The following is a 13,852-nucleotide window of genomic DNA, read 5'->3' on the forward strand; positions in this document are numbered from 1 at the left end:
GCTGAAGAAGGGATTGATTTGCGTTTAGACCCAATGTCTTTGCAAAGAATTAAAGAAGCGGCTGAAAAAGCAAAAATCGAATTGTCAAGTTCTGCTGAAACAGAAATCAACTTGCCTTACGTTACAGCTACTGCTTCTGGACCAAAACACTTAGTTAAAAAATTATCAAGAGCTAAATTCGAACAATTGTCTGACACTTTAGTAAAACGTTCTATGGAACCAGTTGCTAAAGCGTTGAAAGATGCCGGTTTATCTACATCTGATATTGACGAGGTTATTCTTGTTGGAGGTTCAACTCGTATGCCAAGAATTGCTGACGAAGTTGAAAAATTCTTTGGTAAAAAAGCATCAAAAGGTGTAAATCCTGATGAAGTTGTAGCTATTGGTGCTGCGATTCAAGGTGGAGTTTTATCTGGGGACGTTAAAGATGTATTGTTACTAGACGTTACACCTTTATCTTTAGGAATTGAAACTATGGGTGGCGTTATGACAATTTTGATTGAGTCTAACACAACTATTCCAACTAAAAAATCACAAATTTTCTCAACTGCTGCAGATTCTCAACCAACTGTTGAACTTCACGTTCTTCAAGGTGCAAGAGCTATGGCTGTTGATAATAAAACAATTGGTCGTTTCAACTTAGACGGTATTCCACCAGCACCAAGAGGTGTTCCACAAATTGAAGTAACTTTTGATATTGATGCTAATGGTATCATCAAAGTTTCTGCAACTGATAAAGGAACTGGAAAATCTCACGATATTCGTATCGAAGCTTCGTCTGGATTAACATCTGAAGAAATCGAAAGAATGAAAAAAGATGCTGAAGCTAACGCTGGAGCTGACAAAATCGCTAGAGAAAGAGTTGAAAAAATCAATGAAGCTGACAGTTTAATTTTCCAAACGGAAACACAATTGAAAGAACTAGCTGATAAAATTACTGACGAGCACAAAACCGCTATCGAGTATGCATTGACAGAATTGAGAATGGCTCACCAATCACAAGACTTAGAAGCTATTCAAAAAGGTTTAGACAATGTAAATGCAGCTTGGAAAACAGCTACAGAAGCAATGTACGCTCAAGGAGAACAAGGTCAACAAGCTGCTCAACCACAAGGTGAAGCACAAGGAGATGATGTTCAAGATGTAGAATTTGAAGAAGTGAAATAATTCTTTTTTAGATAAAAGATAATAGACTTTTAGATAATAGACTAAACCGAGTGAGAAATTGCTCGGTTTTTTTGTTCGAAAAATTTTAAAATTAAGTTACATTTTTTACTACAATATGTTTTTTAGATCTTCAATATGTTTTTTAGATCTTCAATATGATTCCGTTTTATCTTTACACAAGAATAACTCAATTCAACATAAAAGATATAGGAATAATTTTAAACTCAAAATTCCAGTCATTAGAGATAGTTTTAAATCGAGCTCCTAAATCGTTCGTTTAGTTTAGTAAAAAAATAAGTTGCATTTGTAATTCCAACACTCTCAGCAATTTCTTTTTTGGTAGCGTGTGGATTCTCAAATAGTAGTGTTTTTGCCTTTTGAAAACGAGCTTCCATAATGAGTTCTTGCGTGGTTTGTCCTAAAATAGCTTTAATTTTTCGGTTTAGTGTGCTTTTCGAAATATTTAAATGTAGTGCAATATCTTCAACCCCAAAAGTTGATGAATCTAAACGGGTATTGATAAGTGTATTCAATTCGATATTAAATTTTCCTGCAAAAGCATTCAAACTTTCTTTTTCATCAGTTTCTAAAGTGGTTTCAAAAGTAATCAAAGTGTCTAAGGATTGCAACGATTTTTGTATCATTAAAAGCAACTCTTCTTCTATAAAAGGTTTATTCAAATAACCATCAATTCCCAAACGAAGCATATTAAGTTTTCCTTCCTGATCGCTTCTTGCAGTTAATACAATTATTGGCGTTTTTAATTCTCTCTTTTTAATTTCTATAACAAGACCTTCTCCGTCTAAAACCGGCATCATATAATCCGTTAAAATAATATCGAACGATTGTTGTTGTAAAATTTCTAAAGCTTCTTGACCGTTTTCGGCCTCGGTAAGTTGGTAATCTTCTAAAACTTGTTTCAAATAATCTCGCATTTGTTCATTATCATCTACAATCAAGATTGATCTATTCGCAGTTTTCGATTTAGGAATAGTTGCTATTTTAGGAATACTATTTTTAACAACTTTTGAATAACTCTCTGTTTTAACAAGGCTATATTCTATAGCTTTTTTAGGAATGGTAATCGTAAAGGTGGTTGCGATATTAGGAATGCTGGACAACGAAATTTTAAATTGATGTGCTTCTACAATACTTTGAGTAAAAGATAAACCTATGCCGCTTCCCTGACTCTTGGTAATATCGTTTTTGGATTGAAAAAAGCGATCAAATACTTTATCTAAATCGTATTCTGGAATTCCAATCCCTGTGTCATTTATCCTAATTATCAAATCATTTTCTAAAGAAACTGCGATCTCTACCATTCCATTGTTTGGTGTAAATTTTAAAGCATTGGATAACAAATTATTGATAGATTTCGACATTAAATCTTCGTCCATAAAAACAGTAATTTCAGGAATTTCTATTTTTAAATTAAATTCAATTTTTTTCTTTTGAAATACTTCTTTGAATTCGAAATAATGTTTTTCTATAAAAGGACGAAAAACAACTTTTTTACCATCTATAGTAAACTCATTGGAATCTATTTTGCTTAAATCGATAATGTTATTTATGATACTTTGTATTTGGGAAATCTGACTATTAATAATATTAATTTTTTCTTGATTTTCTTCTACAGAACCTTTCAAATTTATTCTAGAAGCATTTCCTTGAATTAGGGTTAGTGGTGTTCTAATTTCGTGTGAAAAATTGACAAAAAAATGGGATTTAAATTCATTTAACTTATCGAGCTTATTTTTTTGTTCTTCCAATATAGCTTTATCTCCAATAACTTTATCCCGTTCTAATTCTAAAAGATTTTCAATTTTATTATTCTGTTTTTTAAAATAGTTAGTTAGAATATAAAACAAAAAGAACAAGCAAACTAAAGCTGGGCTATAAAAATTAATCGTTGGATAGTGTTTAAAAAAATAGTTCGGAATAGAAAAACACAAAATAGCGGCAGAAAAGATAGTATAGTTTATTTTCTTATTATCTGTAAGCACTAAACTAACGGCTGGCGCCAAAATTAAATAAAACTCTAACAATTGCCCTTTTTTGATAAAGTTTCCAAAAACAAAACTATTTACAATAAGCATAAAAGCAAACATAAATCTGCCCATTTCGTATTTTCCTATTCTGTGCAAATACTGCGACAAGACAATAACTATCAATTGCAAAAAATGAACAACAACATTTAAATAAAGAATGGGTGTTTTAGTTACATAATTTAGTATTAAAATAATAGCCGTAACATACCAACAATAACAAAACGTGTTGAATAGTTTAATTCTTTTTATTTCCGAATTAGATTGATTGCTGTTGTTGATTCCAATGGAAACTAAAGAGTCATACCAATTTTTCATTATTAATCGATTTATTTCACATTTCAAACAAATGGCAAGCAGTTTTTTTTTGAATTATAATCAAAAATACATTATTTGACAGTAAAATAATGCTTTTGCAACAAATTGTCGTTTTTTGAATCAAATTGTCGTTTTTTGAGCTAAATGATTTTTTTTTGATTTATATAGAATTACAGAATATATCAATTTTGTACCATAACAATAAAACAAAAATTATGAAAACAAAATTATTATTTTTAGTATTAGTATTATGCTCAAAAACGTGGGCGCAGATACCAACAACAAATTTAGATAGCGAATATAATTTTAGCAGTAATATTTTAGATACTTATGGTACTGCCGAAAATTTAACTCAAACAGGAAGCGCTTCAACATTTATAACTGATAGATTTGGAGGAAGCACTAGTGCAATGAATTTAGCTGGAGATTATTTTAAAAGAAGTGCGCTTTTCTCTAATGATTTATCGGTTAGTTTTTGGATAAAGACTTCGGTAGTGAATGCAAATAAACAAACTATTATAGATCAAAGTAGTAGAACTTCATCTGTAGAGGATAACACTAAACCAGGTTGGTATATTTATTTGCAAAATGGGAAAATAGGTTTAGCAGCTAATTTTAGCTGGTATTTTACTGTTGGGGGTGTTGGAGGAATACCTTATAGTGGGAATTCTGATTATACGAATTCAATTTCTACATCAACTATAGCAAATAATAGTTGGCAACATGTAGTAATAACGATGCAAAAGTCTAGCGATTATCCTAGCGCTGGAGTTTTACGTATGCGCTATTTTTATAAAATATACGTTAATAATGTATTAGAAATATCAAATGGAGACCAATATTATTCAATGACTGGTTCAGGTTTGCACCAATGGAATTTAATGTCAACATTAAGATCAATTAGTATATCAAATAATCATTTAAATAATTTGATTTCAACAAATAGATATTCAGGAATCATTGATGATATTAGGTTATATAAAACAACTTTAACTGCAACTGAAGTTTTGAGTTTATATAATGAAGCATCTGCTTTAAGTAGAAATGATTTCAATTCCTTTTCTAATTTTAGTATTTATCCAAATCCAGCAAACGGAATTGTGAATGTAAAAAGCGAAGAAAGTATCGAAAATATTGAAATTCTTTCATTAGAAGGAAGAAAAGTTAAGTATTCTCTTAAAGATAATATCGATATTTCAGATTTATCAAACGGAATGTACATCCTGCAAATAAAAACGAACGATGGGAAACTTGGGACTAAGAAAATAATTAAGAATTAGATTTGAATTTTTATATGATTTTCAATTTTTCGTTTTAAACATCTTCAAAATCACAAAAACATAACAAATTAGTAACTAAAAAGCATTGACAAGTAATTAGATAATTTTGAAAACCGAGTGAGAAATCGCTCGGTTTTTTTGTTTACAACATTCAAAATTTCCTTCCAAACATTTTCAAAATTACCAAAGCGTGTGGAAAAGTAATCGCTGCTAAAAAAGAAAAAAATAAGGCATTAAACATTTTTTCCTCTTTAAAAATAAAGTAGAGTAGGGCAATTCCAAATAAAGAAGCAATCCAATATATAAACGCTGATTTTATATATTTTTTAAAATTTGAAAAATTAAAATCCGAGTATAAAAAGTGAATTTGATCTATCATTGACGGAATGCTATGCCATAAGACAAAATATATTGCAAACCCCCAAATTAAGCTTGATGAAATAAATATAATTGTGAAAATTAATAAATAAAAAACTTCTAGTATTAGTTGATTTCTTATTTCGACTACTTTCAAGTATAGGTATAAAAGCATACTGATTAATGCCAAACCAAATATTTTCAAAAGTAACGGAATATAACTATTCGAAATTGCAACGGATGTAATTTCGAATATTATATTTTGAACTTCTTGTTGGTGAAAATGGAATAAAATAAGTAGTATGGTAATTCCATAAGTAAATTGAAAGCTATAAATAAATCTTTTGTTTATTCGATTTTCTAAGTTTTGCCATTGTTGTTCTCCAAAATGATACCCACTAACAGATATAAATAATATTAAGGCAAATAAAGGAACTGTATAAAAACAGACTACTCCAACTAAAACTACAGCTATATAATAAGTTATTATTTTATAAAATGAAATGGACTTATTTTTTATGTTTAATGTTAGTATCAATTTCAAATCATTAGCTCCGTGAAGAATTCCAAAGGATAAAATGAATATAAATCCTATTATAATCTGGAATTTATCTGAAAAAAACGAATTGATCCAAAGACAAAAGAAACTCAGCAGGATTATGAAATTATGATTTTTGCCCATAAACAATTGTTAATATTGTATTTATCTATCAAATTTATTAAAAATAATTTAAAAAACATATTTATTTTGTTCAATTATTTATTATCTTCGTTAAACAAAATTATTTTAACCTTAATTAAAAATTAAATTTTTATGACAAATTACATGTTATTCCCTAGTTTAGTTACTAAAATGTTACCAACGGATTATGTTGGATTTACATTTTTTGTTGGTTGTATGGCGATGCTTGCGGCATCTGCTTTTTTCTTTTTATCGCTGAGTCAATTTGATAAAAAATGGAGGACATCAGTATTAGTTTCAGGTTTAATAACCTTCATTGCAGCGGTACATTATTTCTACATGAGAGATTATTGGGCTGCTTTTCAGGAATCTCCTACGTTTTTCCGTTATGTGGATTGGATTTTGACTGTGCCATTAATGTGTGTGGAGTTCTTTTTGATTCTTAAAGTAGCAGGTGCTAAGCAAGGTTTGTTAACCAAAATGATTGTGTTGTCTATCATTATGCTTGTTACAGGTTATATAGGAGAAGCAGTCGATAGAGATAATGCTTGGCTTTGGGGATTAGTTTCAGGTATTGCATATTTCGTGATTGTTTACGAAATCTGGATGGGATCAGCATCAAAACTAGCCAATGCTGCAGGCGGAAATGTCTTAGCTGCACACAAAATTTTATGTTGGTTTGTACTTGTAGGTTGGTCGATTTACCCTCTAGGTTACATGTTAGGAACTGATGGATGGTATAGTGGATTACACGGTTTAAACCTTAATATCGATGTTGTTTATAATATTGCAGATGCAATAAATAAGATTGGTTTTGGCTTAGTGATTTATAATTTAGCGTTACAATCTCAAAAAGAGTAAGTAATACTAAATCATATACTTTATTTAGCATAAAAAAGAAAACAGTTTCAAAAATATTTTTGAAACTGTTTTTTTTTTTGGTTTAATAATGCAGTTAAAAGGCTTGGTAATTTTTCATTTTGGTAGCAACTTTTTATTATAGAAGGATGAAATAAGATTTTTAATATCTTTCCAGTCAAAATGAACAATACAGTATTGATAACCATTATTCCTGTAATTCTTAATATCGAAAACTGGAAAATAAATCTCAGAGCTATTTTTATTAGTAATTATTTAAAGTTAAATAAATCATTTGTTTTTAAGGTCAAATTTATGCCTTGATCTTTTAGTTTACTTTTTTTTTTAAAGAGTTTGATGATTTATAAACAAATTCAATCCAATTCTTTTGCCATTATTCAAATCGAAACTATAATATTGAATTGCTATCGATAAATTTATAATTTTATTTTTATCGTAATAAATTTCATAATGTTCAAATCCTGAATTTGATTCTCTTAACCTATTTCCTAAAATACCTTTTGTAAGAGTTTCTTTTTTTATCCTTTCAGAAAGTTTTTTTTCGGCGATTGTAACTTCTTTAAAGTGTCATCTAAGTCGTTGAATCATTTCTTGATTGTGAAAATACATATTGTAATGTAGTAATAAAGAGTAGGTGAGGAGAATAGTTTAATATTTTTTATTTTTCATAAAATAAAAGTATTGAATTACTTATGAAAACAATAAATATGATGTTATAGTATTCTAATGTAATAATCGTAGTTTGCCTTTTGAGAAATATAATTAGCATTAAATTATGAATAATTACACCCAACAGGTTAAAACAGTATCAATGTAAAATCTTAATTTTGTAAATAATCGGCTACCAATTTGGTTCTATGTCAGGATTTACAGTGTCTATTTTTTTAAAAACGTAGGTTTCTTTGTAATAATCAGTAAAATATTTATCTTCAAATTTTCCATTACCTTCAATTGTTTTTTTTACAATTATTAGTTTATTATTTTCAATAAACCCATAAGAATAATTAAATTGTCTCAATGAAGTATTTACATTTTGAATGATAATTTTTCCGTCTTTGATTTTATAATATCCTTGGAATAATGTACTTGTTTTTTTTAAAGTAGTAACAGTATCGTTAATTTTAGAGGCTAAATTATCTTCTGAAAAAGGCGTGTCTAAAAGGATTAAATTTGATTGACCTTTTTTATAAAAAATATAAAATTTACTATTTTTTGGAGTTTCAGTTGTATCACCATTTCGGCTGGTCCAAATATTTTCTAGAACATAAACACCATCCGTTCTTAAGGATGAACTTGAATCTAGTATAAAGTTTTTGTCAAAAAAAGTAAAATCCTTTTTTGCATAAAATTTTTGTCCGCAAGAATTAAAAAAAAACAGAAATACTAGAGAGTATGAAGGACAAATTTTCATTAGAATTCTTTTTTTACGGGACTGTATTGAAATTCCCAAAAATTTGGTCGTTCTGATGGAATGAGATGAAAATTAATAAGACGATGTATCATATTTTGAGAATACATATTGCCTTGGCCTAAACTATTTATTCCAAAATTGCCTTGAGGAGTTCTTGCTCTAAATGAAGTTCGACCTTGATTTAAATCAAAAGAATGTAGTTCTGGTTTCAAGTCAACTCCATTTCGACTTGCGTCTAAGAATGTTTGATCAACTTCAGATGCGGTTGCGGGTGTATAATTTGATATTTTGTTTTTGAACCTATCAAATTTGCTTCCTGTATTATTGCTATTGAATTCTTCTAAATTTCTGTGAGCATTTGCTCTATCGATTTCATTTTCGGTATCAGTATCGGCAGTAAAAACATCACTTGCAACAATCAATTGATATTCACTATTTTTTGCACCTATTGTAATATTACCACCACCAGTCCACCATCTATCGTAACCGTCGCTTATACCTATTTTTTTGAATCCTCCAAAGTCATTGTAGGTTTGAAAACTAAAATCGGAAGCTCTTAATTGAATAAATCCAACGTTTTGATTTCTTCCGCTATTGTTTAAAATTAAATTAGTTCCTATTGTAGCTGAATATTTAAATTTATCTTCAAGTCCAGTACCACTATCAATGTGAAGTGGATAAATTGTCATTGGATTTCCATTTCCAGCACCAGCAGTTAATTTTGCAGTTAAGACAGTGTCATAGTGCATCATATTGCTGTTTGATTTTGAACCGATTCCTCCATTATAGAAGTTTACAGCAAGATTGACTCCAGGCTCAATAAACTGAATCCTTCTACTAACACCAACACCAGCTGTTCCACTCATATAGGAGTTATTCCCTCCAAAGTGCCAACTCAATCCCACAAAAAATTTAGTTTCAAGCTCTTCCATAATAGATTAAAATTTAAATTTTCAATTTATAATAAATTTAATAATCGTACAAGATAAGATTTTTTTTCAAGAAATTAAGATTTCAATTTGTATTTAGATTTAAACAGCGTATCATATCTGACTTCACTTTTTAATAATAAATTAATTCTTTCTTCTATAATAATAAAATCTTTGTTTAAAAATCCATTTTTCATTTCATATATTCCACCACCGTTAGAAATAAAATACTGAAGTTTAATTTTAGTGTTTTCAGTTCTATAATATCCTACAACAGCTGAAGTTTCCCAAGAATTTGAAGTATTTATTTGAGATGAAATAGCATCAGAAGTATAAGTATTCATAAAAAGCCTACCATCATTATAAAAACCTATAGTGTTAAAATTTTTTTTACCATCATAATTTTTTTTGATGAGGAAATATAAATAGATTCAGTATCTATTAAATCATTTTTTGCAAATGGTTCTTTCAATATTGAAAAGTCAGGTTTTTTAGCCCTATACACATTTTCATTTAACCATATACCCTTGGAACAAGATGCTGTTATAATTACAAGTACACTTATAAATGTTATTTTTTTCATTTCTTTCCAAAACTTACATTTACATTATGATAATCATATTCATATGTTGATTCTTTGGAAATATAATTATGTATTAAGTTTTGAAGCCAAGCATCACCAAAAGATTCAAATCGAAATCCATCAAATTGAAAGTAAGGTGAAAGCATCATATATAAGAATTGAGTTAAAAACTAACATTTTTTTGTTTAGAACTTTATTGTTGAATAACATATAAAATGTATTTATTGCTTTTTTATAGGGATAATAAATTTGTTAGAAAAATTAATATTATCATCGTGATATGATATTATTAATTCATAATTTCTTGACACTTTGGCTTCATCATCATTAAGATTAATATTTAAAAACAATTCATTTTTTTTATCTTCATTAGTTTTATAAAAGCTAATCCATTTACCAGAAAAAGAAAGTTTTTCAGTTTTAATGTTTTCGCATTTTACTTTAATCTTCTCTACAACATTTTCTTTAAGATATTTTTGATTATTCAAGATTTCTAAAACTATTTTCTGCTCGCCGTTTTTATAAATTAAATCATCAACTTGAGTAGTGAAGTTTTTTTTTTGAACAATTAGGTTGAATACAAATAATAAATATTGCAATTATGTGTTTTATTTTCATATTTGATAACTTTAAATATTTATGTTTAAACAAGTTGTCAAATATGAAATTATTGAATAATACTGTATTTTATCATCCGTGGTGTTAAATTTAAGTTTTAAAGTAACTCCTTTAAAATCTAAAATTTTTTGCATTTCTACAGTTCCAACTAGTTGATTATTCCAATAGATTTTGGAATAAAATTTAGAATGTAAAAAGTACAATGGATTTTCTACAATTTTTATTTCATCATTATCTATCTTAAAGTTTGTAGAAAACAATCTATTTTTATACACTTTTATGCAACAATCAAACTCTTGAAAAATTATTTTAATTCTAGAAAAAAAAATTGAAACTATTGCAATTTTTTTTTCTTCCTGAAAAAATTCTCCCTTAATTTTAGAACCAAAATAAAACTTTCTTGCTACAGTTAAAAACAATATACTCCCCTTATAGACAACTATTTGACTTGTACCGTTAGTAGGGAATTCAATTGTTATCATTCCTTCAATAATCCTAATTTAAGATTCAATTCAACACCAAAAAAAACTTTAGCTCCAACACCAAATTGAATACCCCAGAAATCTTGTATGTGTGAAGCACTTGGCTGAATATTTAAACCTTCGTGACTTTTCATTAAATTCGGTGCAAAATCTAAATCAGAACTAAATTTAGAATTAAATCTCCCGTTTTTTGTTAGTCCATCATTTCCACTCATTGCACCCAAAGAACTATAACTTTGGTCTCCTTTACCTCCGAATGCTAATGGTGTTTTTTTGATGCCAACCATACCTTCAAGCCGATTTATTAAAATTTAAATTAGCAAAATTAAGATTTGCAGTTCACACATCAGTTGTTAACAACCCTGAGCTTTCTTACTAACAATATATCTGCACAATCGGGTTTATTATTTAAGTTACTACATTAACAACCCATAATACACGAGTTTCAGGATTAATTATATATATTTCTATTGCATATGGATCTTCTAAAGAATCTTTATAAAAAACAGAATAAAAATTATTTTCTTTATTTAGGTCATTTTTCAAGTCATTTATTTGAGAACTTCCCATTTTGTTAAATACAGTAAACAAATCGAGTATATTAGCATTCAAAATCATTCCTTTATTCCATTTTATTAATTCCCATTTCTCCTTGTAACTATCTTTTAATGGAAATTCATTTTTGTTTATCGATATTTTAAATGAAGTAATTGTCTCTTCGCTTAAAATATATTTATTTACTAAATAACCCTCTCCTTGAATTCCAGCAAAGTTTTCATAACTAAATTCTTTAGAAGTATTTACGTTATCTATGCCTAATATTCCTTCAAGTTCTTTGTTATTATACATATAACTACTACAGGAACACAACAATAATAAGACAATGATAATATATGTGTATTTCATAATATATAAATTAAAAACCTCCAGTTACTTTATTTTTTCCATATCCTCTATTGAAAAGCCTGCTTTTAATATGGCTGTTGTATCTGTAACTTGTTTTGAAAAGTTTGTTCTTACAATAGAAGGATATCTTTTTAAGTATTTAAGTTCATAAAATTTTCCAACATAATTTTTGTTTATGTATTTATTAGTTTTTCTTTCAGGCGTTATAAATTTTACTTTTTCAAAATAATAAGACATATATATATTTGTAAGTTTAGGCATTACTACAATACTATCAATTCTGCCAACTGTAAGCTCACCTTTTTTAGATAATTCTCTTTCAAAGTAATATGATCTTAATTGAATGAATAAAACTAAGCAAACAATAAAAATTATAACAATTATTGTTCTTAAATTCTTCATAATTTTATTCTTCGTTAATTAAATTCGGTGCTGCATTAGAACCTGTTTCTACAAAACCTTTAAAAAATCCACCAACTACCAATCCACCAACACCCTCACCAGCAAGATGATTATCAGTTACTTTTCCAAAACCAAAACTTAAGATACCACCTCCTACTTGCGTGCTCCATTTTTCGAATGTATTAGGTTTTTGAATTCCGTCTCCTCTTTTAATGTTATTTGCTGAGTAACTAAATGTTTCTCCTATCACTACAGGAGCTAACTCACCCATTAGTCCACGTCCAATTCTAGGAACTCCTGATAATCCTGCTTCAAACATATTAATATCCCCAATATTTCTACCATTTGCTATATATTGGGTAGTTGCATTAACTGCTATGTTGGCTGTAACATTTGTTACAACTTTGACCGTAGCGCTTTTAAATACTGAGCTTAATAGACTAAATACTCTAGAAGTACCTGCTGTGAGTAAAAAGATTATCGCACCATCTACAGCTCCCATACCAACACCTTCGGGATGAGAAGTTTCTGTATGTAACTTTCCTTTTTCTTTAAATAAAGTTTCAGCAAAGCCTTTTGTTGTTTTTCCAACAAATTTGCCATCCTTAAAGACTCTATCAAATTTATCATTAGTCCTTACAAAGGATGTTGACTTTTTTTTGGTATTTATTATAATGTCATCATACGGTACTGTTTCTGTAAGCATAACAAAATAAAGATGATTGTTATTACAAAAACCGTAAGGTGACATATTAGGAAACTTCTCCGCTAGCGGAGACATTTCAAGAGAATGTGAAGAATTAAAATGTTTTGATAAAGAATTAAAAAAAGCGGGATCTAAACTTCCCATATATTAAAATTTCAATGGCCAATTTCTAGTCAATTTTGAACCATTCATTATAATTTCTTTGGCAGAAATTACAATTTCAATTTTCATTGGGTTATTACTATCCGAAGTAAAATATTCATCATATCGTACACAATAGCCTTCATTAAATTCAAGCTCTCTCATTTTTGATAAAGCATCTCTTTTATAAAAGGTAACTTTACCATTTTTAGTTTGAGAACTGCTTACCATCCAATCAAAAAGCATAGTACTTTTTGTCGATTCAAGAAGTAATCGAACGCTTCCACCATGTGGATCTGCTGACGGTTTACCTGTCTTATCTGTTTCTTGACCAATTGTGCAATGAAATTCCAATACATTCATTGCTTCGCCATCAATTTCGAATTTTGCTAAAAAAGACATAAATAATATGATTTAAGTTAATAAAAAAACTAAAAACAAAAGGACTGTATTTAGTAGTCCTTTTGTTATAAAGTTTTATTGAAATTTTACAAATGATTTATACCCATTCGTTTGCGAAAGCCATATTAACACAAGTAAGTTCTTTTGCAGAAATTGTAAAAGTTTCTAATAAAGGAGTAGTTCCAGTGCTATCAAAAGTTTCATTGTACTTCACCATGTAAGCTTCAGTGAATTTTAATTCTTTTAATGTGGCATCTGTATCACGTTTAACAAACACTACTGAACCATCTTGTCTGTTGAAGTTATCTACAGCCCATTCTGCAAAGAATGAATCACCAGTAGACTCAACAGTTATTGTAATTTTACCTCCACGTGTTATTGACGATGGACGCCCAGTTGCATCTACTTCTTGAAACAAATCATAAGAAACATTTAAGATGTTAACTTCTTTACCCCCAACCTTTAATTTCGATTTAAATGACATAGTTATTATATTTAAAGTTAATAATTCATTTTCGGTTTAAGGTTAAAAACCTTACGTATT

18 protein-coding genes are annotated in these 13,852 nt (G+C 28.6%); 3 read left to right on the forward strand and 15 right to left on the reverse strand.

Translation table 11 applies throughout. From position 1 onward, the window contains the following. The coding region (locus RMO70_RS16490) for an Hsp70 family protein (RefSeq protein WP_310557541.1) at positions 1-1,167 on the forward strand (1,167 nt) is incomplete at its 5' end. A 251-nt stretch (positions 1,168-1,418) separates the two neighbouring features. Here the strand turns inward: RMO70_RS16490 and RMO70_RS16495 are convergent. Continuing rightward, the gene (locus RMO70_RS16495) at positions 1,419-3,530 is read right to left on the reverse strand and encodes a response regulator (protein ID WP_310557542.1); all 2,112 of its coding nucleotides are present in this window, start codon (positions 3,528-3,530) and stop codon (positions 1,419-1,421) included. Positions 3,531-3,745: 215 nt separating this feature from the next. On the opposite strand from RMO70_RS16495, the gene RMO70_RS16500 reads away from it, so the two are divergent. After that, positions 3,746-4,810, forward strand: coding sequence for a T9SS type A sorting domain-containing protein (locus RMO70_RS16500; protein ID WP_310557543.1), 1,065 nt, complete (start codon positions 3,746-3,748; stop codon positions 4,808-4,810). Positions 4,811-4,961: 151 nt separating this feature from the next. Here RMO70_RS16500 and RMO70_RS16505 read toward each other — a convergent pair whose 3' ends face one another. Further along, positions 4,962-5,849, reverse strand: coding sequence for a Brp/Blh family beta-carotene 15,15'-dioxygenase (locus tag RMO70_RS16505; protein WP_310557544.1), 888 nt, complete (start codon positions 5,847-5,849; stop codon positions 4,962-4,964). Positions 5,850-5,981: 132 nt separating this feature from the next. Here RMO70_RS16505 and RMO70_RS16510 point away from each other — a divergent pair, with 132 nt between their 5' ends. Beyond that, entirely contained in the window at positions 5,982-6,710 is a 729-nt protein-coding gene (locus tag RMO70_RS16510; protein WP_310557545.1) for a bacteriorhodopsin-like, read from the forward strand. Positions 6,711-7,569: 859 nt separating this feature from the next. On the opposite strand, the gene RMO70_RS16515 is transcribed toward RMO70_RS16510, so the two are convergent. From RMO70_RS16515 to tssD (RMO70_RS16575), 13 genes are all read right to left on the reverse strand, one after another. Continuing rightward, positions 7,570-8,139, reverse strand: a complete 570-nt coding sequence (locus tag RMO70_RS16515; RefSeq protein ID WP_310557546.1) for a hypothetical protein — start codon at positions 8,137-8,139, stop codon at positions 7,570-7,572. Then, positions 8,139-9,071: a polymorphic toxin type 23 domain-containing protein gene (locus tag RMO70_RS16520; RefSeq protein ID WP_310557547.1), complete on the reverse strand. Its 933-nt coding sequence runs from the start codon at positions 9,069-9,071 to the stop codon at positions 8,139-8,141. Before RMO70_RS16520 ends, RMO70_RS16515 begins: the two co-directional genes overlap by 1 nt. 74 nt (positions 9,072-9,145) lie before the next feature. After that, complete coding sequence (locus tag RMO70_RS16525) at positions 9,146-9,412, reverse strand: hypothetical protein (protein WP_310557548.1); 267 nt, start codon at positions 9,410-9,412, stop codon at positions 9,146-9,148. Between the two features lie 26 nt (positions 9,413-9,438). Continuing rightward, positions 9,439-9,651, reverse strand: coding sequence for a hypothetical protein (locus RMO70_RS16530; protein ID WP_310557549.1), 213 nt, complete (start codon positions 9,649-9,651; stop codon positions 9,439-9,441). Beyond that, positions 9,648-9,800 carry a hypothetical protein gene (locus RMO70_RS16535; protein WP_310557550.1) on the reverse strand — a complete coding sequence of 51 codons (153 nt, stop codon included), beginning with the start codon at positions 9,798-9,800 and terminating at the stop codon, positions 9,648-9,650. Before RMO70_RS16535 ends, RMO70_RS16530 begins: the two co-directional genes overlap by 4 nt. Positions 9,801-9,872: 72 nt before the next feature. Beyond that, positions 9,873-10,250 carry a hypothetical protein gene (locus tag RMO70_RS16540; protein ID WP_310557551.1) on the reverse strand — a complete coding sequence of 126 codons (378 nt, stop codon included), beginning with the start codon at positions 10,248-10,250 and terminating at the stop codon, positions 9,873-9,875. Between the two features lie 30 nt (positions 10,251-10,280). Further along, positions 10,281-10,751, reverse strand: a complete 471-nt coding sequence (locus RMO70_RS16545) for a hypothetical protein (RefSeq protein WP_310557552.1) — start codon at positions 10,749-10,751, stop codon at positions 10,281-10,283. Further along, positions 10,748-11,038: a hypothetical protein gene (locus RMO70_RS16550; protein ID WP_310557553.1), complete on the reverse strand. Its 291-nt coding sequence runs from the start codon at positions 11,036-11,038 to the stop codon at positions 10,748-10,750. Before RMO70_RS16550 ends, RMO70_RS16545 begins: the two co-directional genes overlap by 4 nt. A 121-nt stretch (positions 11,039-11,159) precedes the next feature. After that, the gene (locus RMO70_RS16555) at positions 11,160-11,657 is read right to left on the reverse strand and encodes a hypothetical protein (protein WP_310557554.1); all 498 of its coding nucleotides are present in this window, start codon (positions 11,655-11,657) and stop codon (positions 11,160-11,162) included. Between the two features lie 24 nt (positions 11,658-11,681). Then, on the reverse strand, positions 11,682-12,059 hold the full coding sequence (locus RMO70_RS16560) for a hypothetical protein (RefSeq protein ID WP_310557555.1): 378 nt from the start codon (positions 12,057-12,059) through the stop codon (positions 11,682-11,684). Positions 12,060-12,063: 4 nt separating this feature from the next. Then, positions 12,064-12,840 carry a hypothetical protein gene (locus RMO70_RS16565; RefSeq protein ID WP_310557556.1) on the reverse strand — a complete coding sequence of 259 codons (777 nt, stop codon included), beginning with the start codon at positions 12,838-12,840 and terminating at the stop codon, positions 12,064-12,066. 72 nt (positions 12,841-12,912) lie between these two features. Beyond that, positions 12,913-13,308, reverse strand: a complete 396-nt coding sequence (tssD, locus tag RMO70_RS16570) for a type VI secretion system tube protein TssD (protein WP_310557557.1) — start codon at positions 13,306-13,308, stop codon at positions 12,913-12,915. A gap of 97 nt (positions 13,309-13,405) precedes the next feature. Continuing rightward, positions 13,406-13,792, reverse strand: a complete 387-nt coding sequence (gene tssD / locus RMO70_RS16575; protein ID WP_310557558.1) for a type VI secretion system tube protein TssD — start codon at positions 13,790-13,792, stop codon at positions 13,406-13,408. Positions 13,793-13,852: the final 60 nt, after the last annotated feature.

It is taken from the genome of Flavobacterium sp., from assembly GCF_031422135.1.
Lineage (GTDB): Bacteria > Bacteroidota > Bacteroidia > Flavobacteriales > Flavobacteriaceae > Flavobacterium.